Raw genomic sequence first — 23,375 nt, 5'->3', positions numbered from 1 at the left:
GACTTCTCAAAGAGAAGTTTTTCTTGGGCTTCATTCGCAGGCTAATTAAGGGTATAAACTCAACGTTAGCCTGCGTGGTGAAGTTATTGCTGAGCTTGGCTGTTCAAGTAAGCTCGGTGAGAAATATTAGACCAAGGGCGCACTTGCTCGATGTAGTTTGCTTGAGATTCTTGAATCTCTTTCGCTAACGCATCTTTCTCTGCGTGCACTTTAAGTAGACGTTCATTTGCTTCACGCAGAGCAGAGATAACCTCTGGTGGGAAGTCTTTCACTTGTACGTCTGGATATTCTGATTGGATAGACGCCCAGTTCTTTCCACTTTCGTGCTTAGATTGTGTGTACATGTCGTACGCAGCTGTTTTCATCGCAACTTGAAGAATGGCTTTCAGATCATCAGGTAAACGGTCCCAAGCGCGTTTGTTGATTAGGAACTGTAATTCTGTGCCCGGCTCATGCCAACCTGTGTAGTAGTAAGGCGCGATCTTGTGGAAACCCATACGCAAATCTAGTGATGGACCGACCCACTCCAATGCATCAATCGTGCGACGTTCTAGTGATGTGTAGAGCTCACCCGGTGCAATATTGGTTGGTTTTGCACCTAGCTCAGCAAGAATCTCCCCCGCGAAACCTGGGATTCGCATTTTCAAGCCTTGTAGATCATCGACAGACTTGATTTCTTTTTGGAACCACCCGCCCATCTGTGTGTCCGTGTTACCACCAGGGAACGACAATAGGTTATGTGGAGAGTACACTTTTTCCATTAACTCCATACCACCACCGTAATAGAACCATGCATATTGTTCTGTTGGCAGCATACCAAAAGGCATCGATGTAAAATAAAGCGTGTTAGGCACTTTACCTTTCCAGTAATAAGACGCCGAGTGGCCCATGTCATACTGGCCGGATTTCACCATATCAAACACACCCAATGGCGCTTTATGTTTGTTTGCAGAATCAATACGAATTTGCAGGCGTCCATTTGACATTTCTTCTGCCATTTTCGCCATATTTTTGGTCGCATCACCGAAAATAGGAAAATTAGGTCCCCACGTTTCCGCCAGTTTAAGGCGATACACTTTGTCGTCAGCAGTCGCAGAAGTTGTGACGAATGCCATCGCAGCAACCATTGCAGTTGCCTTGAGCACTCGCTTCAAAGATTTTTGGATAAGACTCATCGTTCACGTCCTTTGTCACCAAGGTTATTGTTGTCATCCATTTCACAAGGATTCGAGATAAAAGATGAATCATTATTAAGAGGTTAGAAATGGGCATGAACACGCACAGAGTCAGTAGAAAATATAGAGCATTAGCCATTGGTATTACGTATTACTACGTAAGATTTATCCCAATAATTAAATTTTAATCGTTTTATCAAGCTATTAATAAAACCCAAAAGTAGAAATCATATAGAAAATACATACGTGCTTTACTGCGCGAAAATTTACATACTATTTAAGGAAATGTGACAAATGGCAGGTTTGTGACGCTAAAATAATATCTGCTCGAACAAATGAGTGATGTAAGCAGAAGCTATGGTCCCACATGTGTTTGCGTCATTGGGACGACAGATATTGGATAAAAAAATACCCCGAACTTAGTCGAGGTATTAAGAGAGAATTACAGCGGTAATTAAACTGCTTTATAGATAACTTTGTTACCTGCTAACTGCTCTTTTTGAACTAGGTTTTCTTCAAGAAGCTTTTTAAGCGCGCCTGTTGCCCATGATGCTGCTTTTGTATCTTCTTGGCCTGCTGCTAAGCCAATACCTTTAGGGTTGATACCCTCTGCATTTGCAACAACGATGTCTAACACTTGTTGCTGCTTAGGCGTCAGTGCAACCTCTACAACTTTTGCTGCAGCCACTTTCTTCTCAGCTACTGCTTTCTCAACAACAGCTTGTTCCGCGACAAGAGGTGCCGCTGCTTTTTCAACAACAGGCTTTGCAGCTTTTGGTGCTGCAGCTAAGTTCGCTACTGTCGCTTTAATGCGCTTTTGCAGTTTCATCTGCACTTTACGCTTATGAGCAAGTCTCATTGAATATTTCTCCAGTTCACTGCATATCAGCAGGGATGAAAATTTGAAGCGCGTTTTATACCAAAATTTAGAAGCAATTTGTAGGTTTTCGCGGTGAAACGCGATGAAAAATGCGCTCCAGGCATAGAACGTCTACTATTTAAACAGATAAATTGTGAACGGATTTATTGAATACTGGGTATAAAAACAGAGGTATTAACGCACATCAAACTTTAAGCGCCCACCGCGCTCATGTTCAAGGTGACAAGTATGGAAACTCTGCATATCACGAATTCTCATTTCAAATCCGATGCACCAATCAACCGCCTGATCATGCTGTTAGTTGTGCTCATTACCTTGTTCTTGGTTTCCATTGCTCCAGGTTGGAAACAGGCCATGCTTTCTGTGGTATTGATGGCAATCATCGTTGGTTTCGCGATCATCATGATCAAAAAAAGCCAAGTAGCGTTCACCTTAACGGCTTCTCACTTCCAACAACATTTATTCAAAGGTGGTTGGGTCGTTCGTTGGAAGAATATTGACACCATCGGGATCTGCACGTACCAACAAGAGGGGTGGCATCAACCTCTCCCTTGGATTGGCATTCGACTCAAACACTATTCTCCGTATCTCAATGCCATTTGCCCTCGCATTGCGACAGAAGTGCTACTTAGCCAGCGGGCACTTTTATACTTGGGTGCAAAACAAAATCACTGTGAGACGAAATTCGAAGATATGGTGCTTGATCCTGCCCCTTATATCAGCAAAGAGGGCATTCACTACGACGGCTTGCAAGCGATGCTCGCCAATCGAATGAAATATCAAAGAAAGTTCTACGGCTATGATGTGTTTATCTCAGCCAGTGACTTAGATAGGGAGGCAGAGGAGTTTGTAGGATTGGCTCGACGATACTTAGCGGCCGCCGAGCCAGATATTTGATTTATTAAATCTATGACTTATCAGTACAGTGGCATTTCGTCAGCAACGAATGGGTTTGTTTTGCGCTCGTGACCAAAAGTCGATTGTGGGCCATGACCTGGTACAAACGTGACATCGTTACCGAGAGGCCATAATTTCTCTTTTATCGAGCTGATAAGCGTGTTGAAATCACCCTGAGGGAAATCAGTACGACCAACGCTACCGTTAAATAATACATCGCCCACAAACGCAAGACGCGCCTCTTCACTGTATAGCACAACGTGACCCGGAGTATGACCTGGCGTGTGGATCACATTGAGTGTTTGATGACCAAAGGTGACAGTGTCACCATCATTTAGCCATTGGTGTGGTTCAAACGCCTCTGTTAGCGGAAAACCAAACATTTGGCTTTGTCCCTCTAACCCCTGCAACCAGAAGTTATCTGCTTTATGCGGGCCCACAATTTCTGTGCCGCCTAGCAATGCAGACAATGGCTCTGTGCCACCTACGTGATCAAGGTGACCATGAGTGAGGACAAGATTTACCACGTCTACGCCCAACTCTTTAATGAGCATCGCAAGCTGCTTTTCGTCACCGCCCGGATCAATCACGATGCCTTTCATGGTTTCATCACACCAGACGATAGAACAGTTTTGAGAGAAAGATGTTACTGGAACAACTTGATACTTCAGAGCCATAGATAACCTATACCGAATTAATTTGCATAAAAACTGCCGCAACTATGACACTAAGACCAAATGACTTCAAGCTTTGTACCAAGGGGACTCTCCGGGACTCAATAACAGCGTATCAAGCGCTTACTCATCAACCACGCCAAGAACGGACGGCGCCCGTATCAATATGGACAAAGTTGCTGTTTGGGTAATAACCTACACCGCCCGCTTTAAGGTTTAGTGCAGCTTCACGAACCGTCGACAACTTTACACCATCCAAACGAAAGTCGATTGCCCTACCCTCCATGTGCATACTCTTTTTCGCTACGCCAGATGAACCATTGCGTAAAGACGCATTGGTTTTTGGCGAACGATAACCAGAGATCACAATCACTTCAGCTTGCGTACCAATTAACTTTTGGATTTGGCTTATTTGATCAAACAAACGTCGGTCCATAGGATGCACTTCATTACGACGGTGGTCTCGACAGAAACGATCTAGCCGTTTCAATTCTTCATCGACGTATGCCTTACCATCGAAATAGCAAGACTCCATAAGTTCACCAGTGTTTAGATTGTTCATGGCGAGCACACGAGGTGCATGAGGCAAAGATGCCCAAGCCATTGTTGGCATCGCGGATGCAACAACGACACCACCAGCGCTCATTTTAAGAAAATCTCGACGGGAAAATTGACGACTGACCATTTACAACATACTGCTCAATAACTAAACGAAAAGCGGACATTACCGAAAGCGATGTAACACGTCAAACGTATAAATCGCGCTTGCTTGTCACATTTTGGCTTGTTTTTTCGTTTAATTATTGAACAGAAAAAGAATTTTCTAAATTGTAAATTTTATTAAATAACCTCAACTCGGGATAAGAAAGTCTACAGTGCTTAATGGATACACCACTAAAGCCAATATGAAAGTCAGTACGGCCATTTTAGATGGATAACAAGGCAAAATGACAAGTCAATAGCTCGCCTATTGCGGTTATTTTAACGACGTTAGGCGCTAAAAGTGCCGTCCTGAATGGCTTAGGTTATCCAGAGTTGAGGTTAAATACTCAACCTTGGTGGTCATATTGATAAATATCGTCACGATAATACAACGTCCCTTCTTCAAGCCACGCCGTTTGATAAATAATATGTACCGGAATACGCTCGCTTAGTGGGACTGAAGTGTTCGAACGGTAAGCATTCTGACGCTTTTTCTCAAAACGCTCTTCAAGACCTTGAGTTTTAAATAACAATTCAGCCAATTGATCCGCATTTTCAACACGGACACAACCCGAGCTAAAAGCACGACGATCTTTTTCGAATAGCCCTTTACTTGGCGTATCATGCAGATAAATAGCCTTAGGGTTTGGCATATTGAATTTGTACAAGCCTAACGCATTATTTGAGCCTGATGATTGTCTCATTCGATAAGGAAAGCTGCGTGGATTCACCGTCGCCCAGTTGATGGTAGTAGGGTCAATGATCTCCCTTGATGTCCACGAACGGATGATCTGGATATTATTTTGCATCAGATACATTGGATTTCGCTTCACTTTCGGGATGATGTCTTTCACCATGATTTTCCATGGTACATTCCATGTCGGATTAAGAATGACGGAGTCTAGGTTTCCAGTCATGATGGGTGTTTTTCGAGTGGCTCTCCCTACCACCACTTTTGACTCAAACAGCGGCTGCCCATCATGCCAATAGGTGACTTGGTAACCCGGTACATTAACAAAGACAACGTTATCTCGTTCTTTTGACCAAATTCTCGAACGCTCGGCATTGAGTGCTAATAAATGCAAACGTTGATTCGGTGAGACATTTATCCAACGCAGAGTATTTGGGCCAATCACTCCATCTTGCTTTAAACCATGGATACGCTGAAACTCAATAATCGCCAGCTCTAGATTTTCATCATAGGTTGGAGTCTCTGGGTCAAGATAACTCACATCCAAGCCAACAACAGCCAATCTATCCAACAATACAGCCTTATCGTTAAGCGCATCGCCAACTCGAAGTAATCCTTGCTGTTGGTATAAGGGATAAAACGCCTTTGCATGTTCAGCCAAAGAGGCATAAGTCATTTGAAACGCATCATCTTTTTGAAGGGGCGAACGTAAATCAACCAACAAAGCGCCGAGCTTTCCAACTAATATCTCATTACTTAATTTTGATAACGTTTCGACGTTGGGAGCAGGAAATTTTACGTGTATTTTGTCCGCGAAAAGCCAATTAATGCCCTCTGAAGGGACTTGCTCAAGGTAACTCAAATACATAAGCAGAGAATCGGTCATCACAAGATCAAAATCGAGCTTATCACCTCGCAGACGTACGCTTTCTATGCGAAGTAATTGATCATTGAATTCTTGACTCACATCCGCCAAAGACACCAACTTCATTTGCAGAAGTAACGCTTCAACGTCTTGTGCGTTTTCCCAATTCAAACGGTAATTTGTGGTTTGATACAATTGCTCTAACACATCTGGATAGTGAATCATTTTTTCGATCGACAACTGCTCAACGGCTCCCGCTTGATCGGTCTGTGCTGAAGCCTCCGAAGAAACGACGGTGGAAAAACTGTAAAATGGCACACTGAGTGCGGCTATAATGAGAACTCTTGCGATCACTGATACAACCCTTGCCCTACTTATTATTAAAAAAGTATGGCAAATATCTCACGACTTGCCGCGTTAAAAGTAAGAATCCAGAGTCAAAATCGCAAACAATAATCTGATTGCCTGCTCACCAAATAGACTTTCTAAGTCATTCAGGACCAATGATTGCCTTATTCAATACCCCTCCAGATGTGTCTAGCTGAGCGTTACGGTACAAAACGTTCAACTTTTACCAAATACAAAAAAACCCCACAGGCGTGAGGTTTTTACAATTCAATAACAGGTTAAAAGCGATGCCTTTAACTACGTTATGTTTAAAAATTTATACGTTATATTTAAACTTTTAAATGGTGCTTACCATGTGACACTTTAGCTTTCAAATAGCTTTCATTGCCATCTTTGATGTGGGCGGAGGTGTTAATCACTTCCTCAATCTCAATGCCATACTCAGCAAGTTCACGAATTTTCTTTGGATTATTTGTTACCAAACGAATCTTGCTTACACCAAGTGCCTCTAACATCTGCGCAGCTTCGGTAAAGTCACGTAAATCGTCGTCAAAACCTAGGTGGTTGTTAGCCTCATAAGTATTCATACCCTGGCTTTGAAGACGATATGCGTCAATCTTGTTGTAAAGGCCGATACCGCGACCTTCTTGACGAAGATACAAAATAATACCGCCTGACTCACCCATGCGATTGATGGTCTCTTCCAATTGTTCACCACAATCACATCGTGACGAGTGGAATACATCACCCGTTAGACATTCAGAATGCATACGCACTAACGGCGTATCTTGCGATTGATCTGCTTGTTTAAAGATAACTGCTACATGCTCTTTGTCTGTCTTTAGACCATGAAAAGACAGGATTTCAGCATCTATGTTACTTTTTGCCCCGACTTTAAAATCAACTCTGGCACGTACTTCCGCCATATCTACACTCACTCGATTTATTGCTTGATGCATTTTCGTTATTGCATTCATGGGATTGCTCTCATCTGCCCTTCAACTATGGGGACTGATACCCAATTTTTCAATGTTGAGATCACTATGAGATCTATTCTTATTTAGCTTTTTGGTCAATATCCAACTCGAACATGACCGATGGCGACTTTACAATTGTTATAATATAACATTTAAAGTGAACTACAATAAAAAACCCCAGACAAATTTGCCAGGGGTTTCGCATGTTTTGTTTAGAACGCAACAATCTCATCAATGTGTTTGATTGCGCTTCCAAACTTTAAGCTCTATCCAAACTGCTTCAAGTTCTTGAATTTCTTCTTCAGTCAAGACAGCGAGTGATGATGTGACTTGTGGCATCTTCGGTGACTGCAATGCACGAATCTGCGAATAAAAGTCCTTTTTTAATTGCGATATTACTGGATCCACTGCATACACCTGCTTAATTCTTTATTACGTCTTCAGCTCAAATTAATAAATATTGATTCACTAAAACACTCATAAATTCGCACAAATAATATCATTCCGCTTGCTCTGTGCACGATTAGTTTCAAATTGTGGAATTGTAATCACATTAATCGTGGTTAATCTTTTGAAGCTCATATGTGTCGTATTGCATTTTAAAATTGATTATCCATTAAACCTAAATTCTCAATCAAATAGGCCAATCAAACTCACCTTGTTAACAGAAGCATAGAAAATTGGTTAGAAAACATTTTATATCGCTTTATTTTAAAGCTCACATATACCCAAGCGACCTCGATGTGCTCGGCCGGAACTGGCTATTGAACTAACGACGGCGCACTCTTGGTACTGGCTGAATATGCGGTCGCGTTTTTGGCATTTGTACACTCGGACGAGGACCAGGCCGCTGCACGTTGGTGTTTGGCAACGCTTTCTTTTTCTGAACTTTTTCTTTTAGTGCTTTCTCTTGCAAGACTGTATCTTGCAACACGGCTGATTCAACACGCTCTGGTCGGCTTTCCCATTTGTTCTGAATTTCTTGTTTTTGTTCATCCGGAAGTGATTGCCAATGGTCGTCAAGTTGACGCTTCATATTGTCGATATTGGCTGACATGTCGTCGTCTTTCCAATCTTCAACTTTGTCTTTGATGGATTGTTGTTGCTCCTCATCTAAGCCATTCCACCACTCTTCCAACTTTTCTTTGTAATCATCATTGTCATCACAACAACCTGGATAATAATAGACCCAGTAATCATCATGATCATACCACCAAGGGTCATAGTAACCCGTAGGGTAATAAACAGAAGAGGCTCCAGAATTCGAAGAAGAAGTGCAGCCCACCAGCATCGTTCCCGATAATAGAACCAATAGACTCAACGTTATTTCTTTCATGCTACTTCCTCTGCCCATTGTTTACCCTTTAAATCCGTTTATCACTCAGGTCTGCTTAAACGTTATGCCTGTCTATAGATTTCAATTTGTCTATAGCTTTCAATTTGTCTTTAACTTTAAACCTGTCTCTGGCTTTGAATACAATGAGAATTCAAATCCACCGACAAATTTATACGCCTACATAAGTGCTTTAGCTTGATTGATCGAATTAATGATCTGCGCTCGATCTAAACTAGGATCATTAGATTCTAGTAAAATTATCCAAGTATCAATGGCTTCTTGGAAACGGAACGACAAAAAATGGTCGTTTGCGATCAAAGACAAGGCGACCTCATTGTGCGGCTCTATCTGTAATGCCTGATCCAGAAGCAAACTGACCTCATCCGTCATGGATTGCTGATAAAGGTAATATAACGTCGTTGCCTTTGCAGCAAGTTGGTTAGCATTAACAGGATCGGTTAGCTGAATTGCATAGTCGAAGCAGATCAATGCACCGTCAAGCTCTCCCTCCATCAAATAGCTCTGCCCGAGCTGAAACCACAACTCCGCATTGTTAGGGGCTTCCCTTAACTGTGTTTGAATTTCTTCCATAATGTCACGGACTGCCATCATTCGAGACATTTCTGCTTGCGCAGGCTCTGACGAGGTTTGACGAAAATATAAGAAGCTTACGCTAGTAAAAACAACGATCAACGCACAAATGCCCAACCATTGATGCGACTTCACTTTTGACGCGCCAAGCAATAGAACTGCGATGAATAACCCCATCAAAGTGATGGCGCCAAAAAACCAAACCGACATATGGCTGATCCATAAACAAAATGAAGTTTAGTTTACTGGTTTCAAGTTTAAATTGCGTGATTCAGATACAAAAAAGCCGAGCGTGTTTGCTCGGCTTCTAAATTTAGCGATTTAGAGAAGAATTACTCTTCTTCAGAACCTTCAGACGCATCATCTGCTGCTGGCGTTTCTGTCACTTGTTGCTCTGCATTTGCATCTACTGTTGCTTCCGATTCTTCACCTTCTGGCAGTTCCACTTCTTCAACTTCGTCGATACGCTGTAGACCAACAACCGATTCATCAGATGCTGTGCGGATCAGCGTCACGCCTTGTGTGTTACGACCCACTTGACTAACCTCTGCAACACGTGTACGCACTAGAGTACCAGCGTCGGTGATCATCATCATCTCGTCGCCTTCTTCTACTTGTACCGCACCAACGACTGGACCGTTACGCTCAGAAACCTTGATAGAAACAACACCTTGTGTCGCACGACCTTTAATTGGGTACTCTGCCAATTCGGTACGTTTACCGTAACCGTTTTGCGTCACAGTCAGGATATCACCTTCGTTAGACGGAACGATGAGAGACACAACTTGGTCATCATCTGCCAGTTTCATACCGCGAACACCAGATGCAGTACGTCCCATTGCACGGACTTTGTCTTCGCTAAAGCGAACCACTTTACCTGCTTTCGAGAACAGCATGATATCGCTATTGCCCGTTGTGATATCAACACCGATTAGAGAGTCATCATCACGTAGGTTAACTGCGATTAGGCCGTTAGAACGAACGTTCGCGAACTGATCAAGAGATGTTTTCTTAACGGTACCATCACCGGTTGCCATAAAGATGAACTTATCAGCACTGAACTCAGACACAGGAAGAATTGCTGTGATACGCTCGCCATCTTCAAGAGGCAAGATGTTTACAATTGGCTTACCACGAGCGGTACGGCTCGCATGTGGCAATTGATAAACTTTTAGACGGTAAGTCTTACCACGAGTAGAGAAACACAAAATGTTATCGTGAGTATTCGCAACAAGCAGGCGCTCGATGTAATCCTCTTCTTTCATCTTGGTTGCGCTCTTACCTTTACCACCACGACGCTGAGCTTCATAGTCGCTGAGTAATTGGTATTTAACGTAACCTTCGTGAGACAGTGTCACAACAACATCTTCACGAGCAATAAGCTCTTCTAGATCGATGTCATGGCTCGCCGCTGTGATTTCAGTACGACGAACGTCACCAAACGCATCACGCACCGTTTCTAGCTCTTCACGGATCACTTCCATCAAACGCTCAGTACTTGCAAGAATGTGCATTAACTCTGCGATTTCATCTAGAAGTGCTTTGTATTCGTCAAGAATCTTCTCGTGCTCTAGACCGGTTAGACGGTGTAGACGAAGTTCTAGAATAGCTTGTGCTTGGGTTTCTGTTAGGTAGTAAAGGCCATCACGGATGCCGTATTGATCTTCAAGCCATTCAGGGCGAGCTGCGTCAGTGCCAGCACGCTCAAGCATTGAGGCTACGTTACCTAGATCCCAACCACGAGATACCAAGCCAACTTTAGCTTCTGCAGGTGTTGGTGCATTTTTGATTAGCTCGATAACTTCATCGATATTAGCAAGAGCAAGAGATAGTGCTTCAAGGATATGAGCACGCTCGCGCGCTTTGCGTAGTTCGAAGATCGTACGGCGAGTAACCACTTCACGACGGTGATCAACGAAACACTTCAACATCTCTTTCAAGTTGAATAGTTTTGGCTGGCCATTATCAAGCGCAACCATGTTGATACCGAAAGTAGTTTGAAGTTGAGTTTGAGCGTAAAGGTTGTTCAGAACCACTTCGCCCACTGCATCACGCTTACATTCGATAACGATACGCATACCGTCTTTGTCAGACTCGTCACGTAGCGCACTGATGCCTTCAACTTTCTTATCTTTAACTAGCTCAGCAATCTTCTCGATCAAGCGAGCTTTGTTCACCTGGTAAGGGATTTCAGTGACGATAATGGTCTCTTTACCATTTTTCTCCACTTCGATTTCCGCTTTTGAACGCATGTAGATCTTACCGCGACCTGTTTTGTACGCGTCTACAATGCCTTTACGGCCGCTGATCAGCGCCGCTGTAGGGAAATCAGGACCAGGGATGTAATCCATTAGCTCATCAATCGTGATTGCTTCATTATTGATGTATGCAAGGCAGCCATCGATCACTTCGCCAAGGTTATGTGGCGGGATGTTGGTTGCCATACCTACCGCGATACCCGAAGAGCCGTTTACCAGTAGGTTAGGAATTTTAGTCGGAAGAACCGCAGGAATCTGCTCAGTACCATCATAGTTAGGCACATAGTCTACGGTTTCTTTATCTAGGTCAGCCAGAAGTTCGTGGGCAATCTTCGCCATACGCACTTCGGTATAACGCATTGCCGCAGCAGAGTCGCCATCGATCGAGCCGAAGTTACCTTGACCATCGACCAGCATGTAACGAAGTGAGAACGGCTGAGCCATACGTACGATAGTGTCGTACACAGCACTATCACCGTGTGGGTGATATTTACCGATTACGTCGCCGACAACACGGGCTGATTTTTTATATGGTTTGTTCCAATCGTTGCCTAGTACGTTCATCGCGAATAAAACGCGGCGGTGTACTGGTTTTAGGCCATCACGCACATCTGGAAGAGCACGACCGACGATGACTGACATCGCGTAGTCTAGGTATGAACCTCTAAGCTCATCTTCAATGTTTACGGGCGTGATCTCTTTAGCTAAATCGCTCATAGAGCCATTATCCCTCTATTATCTGATCGTAATTACGATACGTGTAAGGTGCAAAAATATAACACACAATTCATCAACGGGGCATCACTTTCCCGCTCCTTTTATCAGGTTGTGAGCTTGGTTATGTGTTAAATGAGGAGAATTTGCACATTCGTCCCATATCTTTATGAAAACTGACTACATTTCCACCACTACCGTTCAAAAATCTCCTCTGTTGCGATTGTGAGAGAAGAAGCAGTTTTAACGTATCGTACCATTAGAGTATAATATCGCATTCCAAAGGACTATTTGCGAAGCGATATAACTATCATGACAACAGCACAAAACGTTGACCCAAGTGAAATTAAGAAATTCGAAGAGATGGCTTCTCGTTGGTGGGATCTAGAGGGTGAGTTTAAGCCTCTGCATCAAATTAATCCGCTTCGCTTAAACTACGTTCTCGACAAAGCAGATGGCCTATTTGGGAAAAAAGTGCTCGATGTTGGCTGTGGTGGCGGTATTCTCGCTGAGAGCATGGCAAAAGAAGGCGCATTGGTGACGGGTTTAGACATGGGCAAAGAGCCGTTAGAAGTTGCTCGTCTGCATGCACTAGAAACAGGCACTAAGCTTGATTACATTCGCAGTACGATCGAAGAACACGCTGCAGAACATGCCGGTAGTTATGATGTGGTGACGTGCATGGAAATGCTTGAACATGTGCCAGATCCTCTTTCTGTCATTCGTTCGTGTGCAACCCTGGTCAAGCCAGGTGGTCATGTATTTTTCTCAACATTAAACCGCAATATTAAATCGTATCTATTTGCTATTGTTGGGGCAGAAAAGCTGTTGAAGATTGTCCCAGAGGGCACTCATGATCATGAGAAATTCATCAAGCCCGCCGAAATGATGAAAATGATCGACCAAACTGATCTGACAGAAATGGGCATTACGGGTTTGCACTACAACCCTCTAAATGACAACTACAAGCTAGGGCGTAATGTGGATGTGAATTACATCGTGCACACCACGAAGTGTTCACTATAAGTGAGAGCGTTCTCTAAAGACGAAAGTGAACGTCAAAAGTTAAAGCGCTCGCCATCAACTTTACTCATTGGGTGAAAGACTCCGTCTTGTAAAGTATGCTATGCACTAAAAGCGGTAGCACAAATGCGCCGCTTTTTTTGTCAATTTCTGAAGAAAAAAAGTGCACTAGATTCCATTTTAACCACTCCATTTTTAACAAACAAAAACTATCAAAGATCAAGGAAAATATTTTTACATGCGGTTATTTATGAACCGATCTGAAAAGTGACATTTTCCCCTTTCAAGTGAGCCCTTTTCTCATCGGTTAGTATTCACTTACTGTTTTTTTTCTTTTTGTTAGTTATCCACAAGTCATCCAAAAGCTGCACCTTGATAAATTGGCACAATAGCACTATCTTGTAACCCGAAATCCAGTTAACCCCTATATCTTGTGTTTCAGCTACAATATATAGATAGACTATGATCACAAAGCCGCCGCAACTTTTACAAGTTTTGCACATAAACCAACAAAAATACGGCTTTTATCAGTTTTCTTAGGGAAATAAAGCAGAATGAACCAAAAACTTACCGTCACTAAGCGTGATGGCCGCAAAGAAAGTATCGACCTGGAAAAAATCCACCGAGTGATCACTTGGGCCGCAGAGGGTCTAAATAACGTTTCGGTGTCTCAGGTAGAACTGCGCGCACATATCCAATTTTACGAAGGTATTACCACGTCAGATATCCACGAGACGATGATCAAATCTGCTGCAGACTTGATTTCAGAAGAGACTCCGGATTATCAATATCTCGCTGCTCGACTAGCGGTATTCCACCTACGTAAAAAAGCGTACGGTCAATACGAGCCACCAGCTTTGTATGACCACGTATCTCGCCTTGTGGATTTAGGTAAGTACGACAGCCACATTCTGGAAGACTACACAAAAGAAGAACTCGATGAACTTGATGCGTACATCGACCACAAGCGCGATCTCGACTTTTCTTACGCTGCTGTAAAACAGTTGGAAGGTAAGTACTTCGTTCAGAACCGTGTATCAGGCGAGATCTACGAAAGTGCTCAGTTCCTCTACATTCTCGTTTCTGCTTGCTTGTTCGCAAACTACCCGAAAGAAACGCGCCTTGACTTCATCAAGCGTTTCTACGATGCGACGTCAACATTTAAGATATCTCTACCTACACCAATCATGTCTGGTGTACGTACTCCTACTCGTCAGTTCAGTTCATGCGTACTGATCGAGTGTGGTGATAGCCTCGATTCTATCAACGCGACGGCGAGCTCAATCGTTCGTTACGTTTCTCAACGCGCTGGTATCGGCATCAATGCGGGTCGTATCCGTGCGCTAGGTTCTGAAATCCGTGGTGGTGAAGCATTCCACACGGGCTGTATCCCATTCTACAAATACTTCCAAACCGCCGTTAAGTGCTGTTCACAGGGTGGTGTTCGTGGCGGTGCAGCAACAGTATTCTACCCACTATGGCACGGTGAAGCTCGCTCACTGATGGTTCTTAAGAACAACCGTGGTGTTGAAGAGAACCGTGTTCGTCACATGGACTACGGTGTTCAGTTGAATAAACTGATGTACCAACGTTTGGTTGAAGGTGGCAATATCACGCTATTCTCACCATCTGACGTACCAGGTCTATACGACGCATTCTTCGAGAACCAAGCAGAATTCGAACGCCTATACGTTCAATACGAAAATGATCCTGCAATCAAGAAAGAAACGGTTAAAGCGATCGAAATGTTCACGCTGCTGATGCAAGAGCGCGCTTCAACAGGCCGAATCTACATTCAGAACGTGGACCACTGTAACACTCACAGCCCATTTGACTCTGAAGTTGCGCCTGTTCGTCAATCTAACCTTTGTTTGGAAATTGCACTGCCAACGAAGCCATTGACTAACGTTGAAGATGATTCAGGCGAAATTGCACTTTGTACGCTTTCTGCGTTCAACCTTGGTGCGATCAAGTCTCTAGACGATTTTGAAGAACTGTCTGAACTTGTTGTTCGTGCGTTAGATGCACTGCTTGATTACCAAGACTACCCACTACCGGCTGCTTATAAGTCAACAATGAACCGCCGTACTCTAGGTGTAGGTGTCATCAACTACGCATACTACCTAGCGAAGAATGGCGTGAAGTACTCTGACGGCAGTGCGAACAGTCTGACTCACCGTACATTCGAAGCCATTCAATATTATCTATTGAAAGCATCGGTAGCACTTGCGAAAGAGCAAGGTAAATGCCCACTGTTCCATGAAACGAACTACGCGAAAGGGCTATTACCAATCGACACGTACAAAAAAGACGTTGATCTAATCTGTGACGAAGCTCTGCAATACGACTGGGATAGCCTACGTCAAGAGATCATGGAACATGGTCTACGCAACTCAACGTTGACGGCGCTAATGCCATCTGAGACCTCTTCTCAGATCTCTAACGCAACAAACGGTATTGAGCCACCACGTGGTTATGTGTCAGTGAAAGCATCAAAAGACGGCATCTTGAAACAAGTTGTGCCTGATTTCACAGAGCTTAAAGATAACTATGAACTGCTGTGGAACATTGGCGCGAATGATGGTTACCTGCATCTTGTTGGTATCATGCAAAAATTCATTGACCAGGCGATTTCTGCAAACACAAACTACGATCCGTCACGCTACGAAAGTGGTAAGGTACCAATGAAGAAACTACTTCAAGACCTACTCACTGCGTACAAGTTTGGTGTAAAAACACTTTACTACCATAACACACGCGATGGCGCGAAAGACGACCAGAAAGACGCGGTTCAACCGCAAGATGATGATTGTGCAGGCGGCGGTTGTAAGATTTAATCTTCCCGACACTGAACAATCCACAGAACCAAATTATCGAGAACCTCCCTCTACGGGGAGGTTTAAAAGGAATTGAGGCATTATGGCTTACAGTACTTTTAACCAGAACAAAAATGACCAACTAAAGGAACCAATGTTCCTAGGTCAATCCGTTAACGTTGCACGCTACGACCAGCAAAAGTTCGAAATTTTTGAAAAGCTGATCGAAAAGCAATTATCTTTCTTTTGGCGCCCAGAAGAAGTTGACGTGTCAAGCGACCGTATTGACTACAACAAACTGCCAGATCACGAGAAGCATATCTTCATCTCAAACTTGAAGTATCAAACGCTCCTAGATTCAATCCAAGGTCGCAGCCCGAACGTTGCGCTTCTTCCACTTGTTTCTCTGCCAGAGCTAGAAACATGGATTGAGACCTGGTCATTTTCTGAAACGATTCACTCTCGTTCATACACGCACATCATTCGCAACATCGTGAACGACCCAAGTGTCGTGTTTGATGACATTGTTGAGAACGAGCACATCCTAAAGCGTGCAAAAGACATCGCGCACTACTACGATGACTTGATCCAAACAACGAACGATTACCATCGTTACGGCGAAGGTTCGCATGTTATTAACGGCGAAACAGTTAAGATCAGCCTTTACGAGTTGAAAAAGAAACTCTACATCTGTTTGATGTCTGTGAACGCACTAGAAGCTATTCGTTTCTATGTAAGTTTCGCATGTTCATTTGCTTTCGCTGAGCGTGAGCTGATGGAAGGCAACGCAAAAATCATCAAGCTCATCGCTCGTGACGAAGCGCTGCACTTGAGTGGCACTCAGCATATGATTAACTTGCTGCGTAACGGCCAAGATGATTTCTCTTTCATGCAAATCGCAGAAGAAGCAAAACAAGAGTGTTTTGACCTATTCAAAGAAGCGGCAGAGCAAGAGAAAGAGTGGGCAGAATACCTCTTCAAAGACGGCTCTATGATCGGTCTAAACAAAGACATCCTAAGCCAATACGTTGAATACATCACAAACATTCGTATGCAAGCGGTTGGCCTACCTGCGGCATACCCTAACGCAACGACAAACCCTATTCCTTGGATTAATGCGTGGTTATCATCAGATAACGTTCAAGTTGCACCACAAGAAGCAGAAATCTCTTCTTACCTTGTTGGTCAAATTGATAATGAGATCAGCGCTAACGACTTTGAAGGATTTGAGCTGTAATGCCAACAATCAAAATCAACAAACTTATCAGCATTGAATCCAATCCATCCAATACGATTTTGGAGACGATGGAACAAGCTGGTCTGCTGCCTGAATACAATTGCCGCGATGGTCACTGTGGTGCTTGCCGCTGTAAGCTGGAGTCTGGCGAAGTGGAGTATGTTGGTTTTGCAATGGCTTACACACAAGCGGATGAAATTCTGCCTTGTATCTGTAAAGCAAAATCCAGTGTTTCACTGAGCGGTGTTAACTATACGATGAAAGAAAAACGCGCATAAGTTTAGTTCTAGTGAATACTAAGAAGCCAAGGCGATTGCCTTGGCTTTTTGTTATCTGTGTATCTGTAAATCTGCAAGTTGAGCATCGCTTAAAGCGCACTATTCGGAATGTGCATCTCTTTCACTGTCTCAAGAAACGCATATCGAGCGGACATCGGTTTGCGTTCCAAGTAGCGTCTTAGCAAGTCGAGCGCCACTGCACTAATAACTTTCACCTGGTCATCACGCTGATACTTTCTTGATAGCTTATACAATGCCCCCCACTCTCCTGCCTCTGTGGAGAGCGCCACAGAAAAGACACTATCGTCAATATTTCCCGTCACCAACGCTAAGTCTGTCCCGCATTTCTCACGCGTAGCACCGGCAAACGCAAATGTCGCAGCAAGCGGATCATTTTCATCCAAAATCGTAGCATGCTGACCCGACAACACCCACCCATGACCAAATTGTTTTGCTATGTTTTCGTTCCCGTTGAGCCAATAGGTTAAGTGCCCTGCACTGCTCTTTTCAGAAACTGACAATGTTAACCGTTTATCCGCCAACAGTTGTCCAACATGATCCACCATGGGCATATCGACACTCACGGTATTGGTTTCAAGATGCTTGTGAATAATCTGCATGAGCTTCACGCGCTGTTCTACTTGATTCGATGGACCAAATAATTTTACTTCAATAAATGGCAAATAAGAGCGATAACCCAGTTCGTAACCTTGAGGAAGTTTCATTTGGTCAAGCGTATCTGAAATCCCGGATTCAGAAAGTCCAAACGTGTAAATACGACTACAAGACGAGCTTTCCACTTCAGGGAAGTGTTTCTTTAAATCCGGTAAAACCTGAGTTTCAGCCATAAGTTTAAATTCACTCGGTACACCCGGGGTGAAATAAAATATCGCATCGTTGATCAGCATCTTAAAGCCACAAGCCGTACCAATAGGATTGTCTACAATGTCCGCAATTTCGGGCAACATAGCTTGTTTTAAATTGCTGTCAGGCATAGGAATACCACGTCGAGCATACATGGCTTCTAAGTGTTCTAACCATTCTCTAAACAGTACCAATTTACAATCAGCCGCTCTTGCCGCTGCCGTTGCACTCATGTCATCCGTCGTGGGACCTAAACCGCCATTAACGATCACAACATCATTATTGAAGCTCAACATCAGGAATTCTTCGATTAGGCTAGATAGTTTATCACCGACTGTAGAGCGTTTGGTTAAGCCAAAACCATGTTGATAAAACAAGCTAGATAACCACGCCGCATTCGTATCAACAATATCACCGTGAAGCACTTCTTCACCGGTACTAAGCATAGCAATTTTCACAACTGACTCCTGAAATTGGGCAACATTCACTTTTTTTCGACTTTATGCCTATATCATTTTCATTTTATTAGACTAATCTCTTATACCTAAGCAACCTAAACCGATGCCTTTCAACAAGAATTCTGCACCTTAAAGTCACTTAGGTATATCTATTTGTTGAGATTAAATTTAGGTCAACTATTTTCATGGCTGTGCTTTTAAGGGATAATTGTGCGCCAGATCATTAAACCAACAACTCGGAGACCTCTGTGTCAAAATCATCCATGTTCAAGAAGACTTTTAGCGGTCTCGTACTGACAGCGTCTGCAGCTGCAAACGCTAGCCAATATGATATGACTCGCCATAGTGAGTTTTCTTACACACCTGATTGTTTGTCAGGTTACTGCGAAACGACCACGCTGTATAGCTTCGAACCTCAAAATCGCCGCTTCGCAATGGGACTGGATAGCAATGACTCACTTGATCTTGATGCTGGTCTTCAACCGAAACATCTTATTGTCCCAAAAGACAAAGATTGGGATTACCTTATGGGGCAAACTTACACCATTTTAGGTCTAAGTGTTGCGACTGTTGGTTTGATGACGTTTCTACCAGAAAGTATTACCAAATGGGACGACGATGATCGTGACATGAGTAAGCTCGGCAGTAAGTGGAAAGACAATGTATCAAGTGGTCCTGTGTGGGATCGTGATGAACACTTTCTTAACTACATCATGCACCCATACTTTGGTGGTGTGTACTACACGGCAGCACGTCACGCAGGTTACAACGAATTCGAATCGTTCTTATACTCTGCAACGATGTCGACATTCTTTTGGGAATATGGTGTAGAAGCGTTTGCCGAAGTGCCATCATGGCAAGATATTTTCATTACGCCATTTTTCGGTGCAGTGGTCGGTGAAATGATGCTCAGCGCAGAACAAGATATTATCGCTGGCGGTGGAGAAGTCATGGGATCAGAAACCATGGGTGATGTATCACTATTCTTCCTAAACCCTGTCGGCCATATTCACTACTGGGTGTCAGACGCTTGGGGCGGCAGCGCAGAATTCCAGTTCGCCTCCTCTCCTTGGTTTGGTAACCAGGATGCGGCTAAATTCGCAATGAACGCTGGAGCAAGCTACGATCGCCAATTCTATGGCTTTGAGATGAAAGTCTCTTTCTAAGTGATTGAGAATATTTAAAGCAAAGAAACACATTCAAATAGCAGTCTCCGGACTGCTTTTTTTGTGCCCTAAGCGTAGTTTTCATTATTTGCGTCACGAATTAGTGTGAAAAATTGACCTTTATCAAACATTACCCTCTCTCAGCACCTACACTGAAATAAAAGGACTTATTCCAATAACTTAAGTTCCAATCACTTCAGCGATGCGTAAATGCGTGCCGCGTCCAAACCTTAACTGGGAGGGGACATTATGAACACTGTATTTATCGTAAACTTCGTCGGTCAGGCTTCACCTGCGACCATCAAACAACTTGCGGCGGTCACACATGAAAATGGGGGCAAATGGTTAATCAGTAAAGTGAACTTTATTGAAGACCAAGTGGCTGGCGTGATTAAAATTGAGCTTCCTGAAGAAAACGCCGAGACAGTAAAAGACGCGTTCTCTGCTTGTCAAACCCTAGTCGTGAAGTTCGTCGACTCCGGCCCTCATTCACACCGTGAAGAGACGATATTTCAGTTACGTTTAGATGCCAATGACCGCGGTGGCATCGTCAACGAGATCACTCATGTACTTGATAGCCAAGGTATATCTATACTTGATATGGACTGTCAGCGAGTATTCATTGCCGGCGGCGGTGGTATAAGTTCCAGTTTGTTTAGCGCAAAACTGGCCATCAAACTACCAAGTGAACTTGAACTCGATGACGTGGTGAATGAGCTTGAATCATTAAGTGAAGACACTCGCGTGATTGTAGAAAGCTAATCGCTGGATTGTAGAATATTTTCAAACGATATCTCATATAGCTAGTTATTCACGAAGCACAAAAAAGAGCAGCCATCGCTGCTCTTTTTACGTTTCCAGCGGGTGGATTAGTGGTTATTTCACCGTCCACTGAGATAACGAACGTTTGAAATCTGAGTAATCAAATTCGTTTAGCTTTTGAATCTCACCATTTGAACGTTGGCAATACACAGATGGCATACGCAAGCCATTAAACCAGTTCAACTTCACCATGGTGTAACCCGCACTATCTAGAATATGCAGACGCTGGCCGATCTCCAGTGGTTGTTCAAAGTTCGCCACACAGAACTGATCACCAGCTAAACAAGAGCACGAACCAATGACGTATTCATGCGCACCATTTTCTACCGCTTCAAGAATCGATGCTGGCTCGTTATAAATCAGCGTATCTAAGCGGTGTGCTTCCGTTGCCGAATCCACAATCGCCGTCTTCTTCACGTTCTCAACAATGTCTACTACAGTCACAACAAGATCCGTGGTCTTAGTGATGATTGCCTCACCTGGCTCTAGGTACATTTGTACGCCGTGCTTTTCAGAGAAAGCTTTCAGTGCAAGACCCAATTTCTCGATGTCGTAGCCCGGCCACGTAAAGAACACTCCGCCGCCCATGCTGACCCAATCCAGTTTATCGAGATATTCACCGAACTGTTTTGAGATAGAATCTAACAAGGCGATAAACGCATCGACGTCTTTGTTCTCACAGTTCATGTGGAACATTACCCCATCAATACCATCGAAAATTTCTGCATTGATGTGGTCTGCTTGCACACCGAGACGAGAATATTGGCGTGCTGGGTTCGCTAAGTCTTGACCTGCGTAGCTCACACCTGGGTTTAAGCGCAAGCCAATCGACGCTTTGCCCTCAACAATATGACGGTATGCGGTTAATTGCGATTGAGAGTTGAAGATCATCTTGTCACAGATATCCGCGACTTCTCGCACGTCATCTTCGCTGTAACCCACACTGTATGCGTGTGTTTCACCGCCAAAGGTTTCGTAGCCAAGCTTTACTTCAAACGGGCCAGAGCTGGTTGTGCCATCTAGGTAAGGCTTGATGATGTCAAATACACCCCATGTGGAAAAGCACTTCAGTGCGAGCACTAACTTCACGCCGGAGATGTCTTTTAGCTGCTTCGCTTTCTCAAGATTCTCAATCAGCTTATCTTCATTGATCATGAAGTACGGGGTTTTAAGTTGCTCTTTACTCATAACTAACCATTTTCATCACACGTTAACCCCTTTAGCGTCCCCTTTAAGAGAAGGAGACCGGGAGGGGTTAAACTCAAATACGACAAAAGCAGTCACGGCTTTTGACTATGACTGCTCGAATTATCTAAACAAGTTTAATAACAAAACTTATTTGTTCAGTTCGTGAATCAGCGGTAAGCCTTGACCTGCCTCCAATTCCTGAACGTGCCAATCTAGACCAATTGTTGGCATTGTTTCTAGGAACGGATCTGGGTCTAGCTGTTCCATGTTGAACACGCCTTTGTCAGCCCATTTACCACGGAAGAATTGCAGCGCTGCTGTGATCGCAGGAACACCTGTCGTGTAAGAGATCGCTTGGTGCTCAACGTCTTCGTACGCGACTTCATGGTCCGCGTTGTTATAAATAAACACGCTGCGCTCTTTACCGTCTTTCTTACCTTGAACCCAAGTACCGATACACGTTAGGCCAGTGTAGCCAGGTGCTAGAGACGTTGGATCAGGCAACATCGCTTTTAACACGTGTAGAGGTTGAACGACTGTACCGTCGTGTAGCGTTAGTGGTTCTGGACTTAGTAGGCCAATATCACGCATTACGTTGAAATAGTTTAGGTAACGGTCACCGAAACCCATCCAGAATTCAATGCGTTTCGCCGGGATGAATTCTTTCATTGAGCGAACTTCATCGTGTGCCATTGAGTACACTTTGTGTGAACCACAGTTCGGAAAATCGAACTCTAGCATACGAGAGTGGCAAGGTACTTGTTTCCACTCACCGTTTTCCCAGTAGAACGAATCGCCTTGGATCTCAAGCATGTTCGTTTCTGGGTCAAAGTTGGTTGCAAACTTCTTACCGTGGTCGCCTGCGTTCACGTCCATTACGTCGATCGTATCGATTTCATCAAACAGATGCTTCACTGCGTACGCCGCGAATACCGATACTACGCCAGGATCGAAACCCGCGCCTAGGATACCCGTGATGCCCGCTTCTTCAAACTTCTCACGGTAGCCCCATTGCCAATCATAAGCTTCAGGCACTTGCTGACCTTCAGAACATAGGTCAACCGCTACTGATGTGTCTAGGTATGAAACTTTTGCTCGGTAACACGCTTCCATGATTGGCATGTTAACCCACGGAGGACCCGCGTTAATTACGAGATCCGGTTTTACTTCTTCAATAAGAGCAACCAGAGAATCTACGTCGTCAGCGTTCACTGCACGCGCTTCTAGTTTCTTAGCTGAATCTTTCAGGTTGTTTTTCTTCTGAATCGATTCGATGATCTTCTCACACTTACCGATAGTACGTGATGCGATTGTGATATCACCCAGAACGTCGTTGTTTTGTGCTGCTTTATGTGCAACAACCCAACCAACGCCGCCTGCACCAATCTGTAGAACTGCCATAGTTTTCCGTTACC

20 protein-coding genes are annotated in these 23,375 nt (G+C 43.8%); 7 read left to right on the top strand and 13 right to left on the bottom strand.

Annotation, left to right across the window (positions count from 1 at the left end):
• Positions 1-83: 83 nt before the first annotated feature.
• Together VA249_RS05420 and VA249_RS05415 are read right to left on the bottom strand one after the other, a co-directional pair.
• On the bottom strand, positions 84-1,175 hold the full coding sequence (locus VA249_RS05420) for a TRAP transporter substrate-binding protein (protein WP_221069223.1): 1,092 nt from the start codon (positions 1,173-1,175) through the stop codon (positions 84-86).
• A 454-nt stretch (positions 1,176-1,629) separates the two neighbouring features.
• Positions 1,630-2,034: a MarR family transcriptional regulator gene (locus VA249_RS05415; RefSeq protein ID WP_211919541.1), complete on the bottom strand. Its 405-nt coding sequence runs from the start codon at positions 2,032-2,034 to the stop codon at positions 1,630-1,632.
• Positions 2,035-2,283: 249 nt separating this feature from the next.
• Between VA249_RS05415 and VA249_RS05410 the strand changes: the two genes are divergently transcribed.
• On the top strand, positions 2,284-2,952 hold the full coding sequence (locus VA249_RS05410) for a DUF2982 domain-containing protein (RefSeq protein ID WP_221069221.1): 669 nt from the start codon (positions 2,284-2,286) through the stop codon (positions 2,950-2,952).
• 20 nt (positions 2,953-2,972) lie between these two features.
• On the opposite strand, the gene VA249_RS05405 is transcribed toward VA249_RS05410, so the two are convergent.
• From VA249_RS05405 to gyrA, 8 genes are all read right to left on the bottom strand, one after another.
• Positions 2,973-3,629, bottom strand: a complete 657-nt coding sequence (locus VA249_RS05405) for an MBL fold metallo-hydrolase (protein WP_221069220.1) — start codon at positions 3,627-3,629, stop codon at positions 2,973-2,975.
• A gap of 127 nt (positions 3,630-3,756) precedes the next feature.
• Complete coding sequence (mepK, locus tag VA249_RS05400) at positions 3,757-4,311, bottom strand: peptidoglycan L,D-endopeptidase MepK (RefSeq protein WP_128811122.1); 555 nt, start codon at positions 4,309-4,311, stop codon at positions 3,757-3,759.
• A gap of 364 nt (positions 4,312-4,675) precedes the next feature.
• On the bottom strand, positions 4,676-6,238 hold the full coding sequence (locus VA249_RS05395; RefSeq protein WP_476756275.1) for a L,D-transpeptidase family protein: 1,563 nt from the start codon (positions 6,236-6,238) through the stop codon (positions 4,676-4,678).
• 323 nt (positions 6,239-6,561) lie between these two features.
• Positions 6,562-7,209: a GTP cyclohydrolase II gene (locus VA249_RS05390; protein ID WP_221069218.1), complete on the bottom strand. Its 648-nt coding sequence runs from the start codon at positions 7,207-7,209 to the stop codon at positions 6,562-6,564.
• A gap of 231 nt (positions 7,210-7,440) precedes the next feature.
• On the bottom strand, positions 7,441-7,617 hold the full coding sequence (locus tag VA249_RS05385) for a hypothetical protein (RefSeq protein ID WP_221069216.1): 177 nt from the start codon (positions 7,615-7,617) through the stop codon (positions 7,441-7,443).
• Between the two features lie 361 nt (positions 7,618-7,978).
• Entirely contained in the window at positions 7,979-8,545 is a 567-nt protein-coding gene (locus VA249_RS05380) for a hypothetical protein (RefSeq protein ID WP_221069214.1), read from the bottom strand.
• A 177-nt stretch (positions 8,546-8,722) separates the two neighbouring features.
• Positions 8,723-9,346: a tetratricopeptide repeat protein gene (locus VA249_RS05375; RefSeq protein WP_221069212.1), complete on the bottom strand. Its 624-nt coding sequence runs from the start codon at positions 9,344-9,346 to the stop codon at positions 8,723-8,725.
• A gap of 122 nt (positions 9,347-9,468) precedes the next feature.
• Entirely contained in the window at positions 9,469-12,111 is a 2,643-nt protein-coding gene (gene gyrA, locus VA249_RS05370; RefSeq protein WP_221069210.1) for a DNA topoisomerase (ATP-hydrolyzing) subunit A, read from the bottom strand.
• Positions 12,112-12,420: 309 nt separating this feature from the next.
• Between gyrA and ubiG the strand changes: the two genes are divergently transcribed.
• The 4 genes from ubiG to yfaE all read left to right on the top strand — a co-directional run bounded on the left by ubiG (position 12,421) and on the right by yfaE (position 17,462).
• A complete protein-coding gene (gene ubiG / locus VA249_RS05365; RefSeq protein ID WP_221069208.1) occupies positions 12,421-13,134 on the top strand; it encodes a bifunctional 2-polyprenyl-6-hydroxyphenol methylase/3-demethylubiquinol 3-O-methyltransferase UbiG in 714 nt (237 codons plus the stop codon).
• A 551-nt stretch (positions 13,135-13,685) separates the two neighbouring features.
• The gene (nrdA, locus tag VA249_RS05360) at positions 13,686-15,968 is read left to right on the top strand and encodes a class 1a ribonucleoside-diphosphate reductase subunit alpha (protein ID WP_211919557.1); all 2,283 of its coding nucleotides are present in this window, start codon (positions 13,686-13,688) and stop codon (positions 15,966-15,968) included.
• Positions 15,969-16,050: 82 nt separating this feature from the next.
• Positions 16,051-17,184 carry a class Ia ribonucleoside-diphosphate reductase subunit beta gene (nrdB, locus tag VA249_RS05355; RefSeq protein WP_128811131.1) on the top strand — a complete coding sequence of 378 codons (1,134 nt, stop codon included), beginning with the start codon at positions 16,051-16,053 and terminating at the stop codon, positions 17,182-17,184.
• Entirely contained in the window at positions 17,184-17,462 is a 279-nt protein-coding gene (yfaE, locus tag VA249_RS05350; protein ID WP_128811132.1) for a class I ribonucleotide reductase maintenance protein YfaE, read from the top strand. Before nrdB ends, yfaE begins: the two co-directional genes overlap by 1 nt.
• Positions 17,463-17,551: 89 nt before the next feature.
• Here the strand turns inward: yfaE and VA249_RS05345 are convergent, their stop codons facing one another.
• Entirely contained in the window at positions 17,552-18,784 is a 1,233-nt protein-coding gene (locus tag VA249_RS05345; RefSeq protein WP_221069206.1) for a CinA family nicotinamide mononucleotide deamidase-related protein, read from the bottom strand.
• Positions 18,785-19,047: 263 nt separating this feature from the next.
• Between VA249_RS05345 and VA249_RS05340 the strand changes: the two genes are divergently transcribed.
• Both VA249_RS05340 and VA249_RS05335 read left to right on the top strand, forming a co-directional pair.
• Positions 19,048-19,950, top strand: a complete 903-nt coding sequence (locus VA249_RS05340; protein ID WP_221069818.1) for a DUF3943 domain-containing protein — start codon at positions 19,048-19,050, stop codon at positions 19,948-19,950.
• Positions 19,951-20,199: 249 nt separating this feature from the next.
• The gene (locus tag VA249_RS05335; RefSeq protein WP_128811134.1) at positions 20,200-20,712 is read left to right on the top strand and encodes a glycine cleavage system transcriptional repressor; all 513 of its coding nucleotides are present in this window, start codon (positions 20,200-20,202) and stop codon (positions 20,710-20,712) included.
• Between the two features lie 114 nt (positions 20,713-20,826).
• On the opposite strand, the gene nspC is transcribed toward VA249_RS05335, so the two are convergent.
• On the bottom strand, positions 20,827-21,960 hold the full coding sequence (nspC, locus tag VA249_RS05330; protein WP_221069205.1) for a carboxynorspermidine decarboxylase: 1,134 nt from the start codon (positions 21,958-21,960) through the stop codon (positions 20,827-20,829).
• A 147-nt stretch (positions 21,961-22,107) separates the two neighbouring features.
• Positions 22,108-23,361 (bottom strand): carboxynorspermidine synthase, encoded by a 1,254-nt coding sequence (locus tag VA249_RS05325; protein WP_005430654.1) that lies wholly within the window; start codon positions 23,359-23,361, stop codon positions 22,108-22,110.
• Positions 23,362-23,375: the final 14 nt, after the last annotated feature.

It is taken from the genome of Vibrio alfacsensis (genome assembly GCF_019670485.1).
In the GTDB taxonomy this organism is placed as follows: Bacteria; Pseudomonadota; Gammaproteobacteria; order Enterobacterales; family Vibrionaceae; genus Vibrio; species Vibrio alfacsensis.
This window is presented reverse-complemented; position numbering and strand designations above follow the sequence as displayed.

Excerpts from the sequence above, each read along its gene's own strand:
- VA249_RS05420 (WP_221069223.1), bottom strand. The coding sequence starts at position 1,175 with ATGAGTCTTATCCAAAAATCTTTGAAGCGAGTGCTCAAGGCAACTGCA.
- VA249_RS05415 (WP_211919541.1), bottom strand. The coding sequence starts at position 2,034 with ATGAGACTTGCTCATAAGCGTAAAGTGCAGATGAAACTGCAAAAGCGC.
- VA249_RS05410 (WP_221069221.1), top strand. The coding sequence starts at position 2,284 with ATGGAAACTCTGCATATCACGAATTCTCATTTCAAATCCGATGCACCA.
- VA249_RS05405 (WP_221069220.1), bottom strand. The coding sequence starts at position 3,629 with ATGGCTCTGAAGTATCAAGTTGTTCCAGTAACATCTTTCTCTCAAAAC.
- mepK (WP_128811122.1), bottom strand. The coding sequence starts at position 4,311 with ATGGTCAGTCGTCAATTTTCCCGTCGAGATTTTCTTAAAATGAGCGCT.
- VA249_RS05390 (WP_221069218.1), bottom strand. The coding sequence starts at position 7,209 with ATGAATGCAATAACGAAAATGCATCAAGCAATAAATCGAGTGAGTGTA.
- VA249_RS05380 (WP_221069214.1), bottom strand. The coding sequence starts at position 8,545 with ATGAAAGAAATAACGTTGAGTCTATTGGTTCTATTATCGGGAACGATG.
- VA249_RS05375 (WP_221069212.1), bottom strand. The coding sequence starts at position 9,346 with ATGTCGGTTTGGTTTTTTGGCGCCATCACTTTGATGGGGTTATTCATC.
- gyrA (WP_221069210.1), bottom strand. The coding sequence starts at position 12,111 with ATGAGCGATTTAGCTAAAGAGATCACGCCCGTAAACATTGAAGATGAG.
- ubiG (WP_221069208.1), top strand. The coding sequence starts at position 12,421 with ATGACAACAGCACAAAACGTTGACCCAAGTGAAATTAAGAAATTCGAA.
- nrdA (WP_211919557.1), top strand. The coding sequence starts at position 13,686 with ATGAACCAAAAACTTACCGTCACTAAGCGTGATGGCCGCAAAGAAAGT.
- nrdB (WP_128811131.1), top strand. The coding sequence starts at position 16,051 with ATGGCTTACAGTACTTTTAACCAGAACAAAAATGACCAACTAAAGGAA.
- yfaE (WP_128811132.1), top strand. The coding sequence starts at position 17,184 with ATGCCAACAATCAAAATCAACAAACTTATCAGCATTGAATCCAATCCA.
- VA249_RS05340 (WP_221069818.1), top strand. The coding sequence starts at position 19,048 with ATGTTCAAGAAGACTTTTAGCGGTCTCGTACTGACAGCGTCTGCAGCT.
- VA249_RS05335 (WP_128811134.1), top strand. The coding sequence starts at position 20,200 with ATGAACACTGTATTTATCGTAAACTTCGTCGGTCAGGCTTCACCTGCG.
- nspC (WP_221069205.1), bottom strand. The coding sequence starts at position 21,960 with ATGAGTAAAGAGCAACTTAAAACCCCGTACTTCATGATCAATGAAGAT.
- VA249_RS05325 (WP_005430654.1), bottom strand. The coding sequence starts at position 23,361 with ATGGCAGTTCTACAGATTGGTGCAGGCGGCGTTGGTTGGGTTGTTGCA.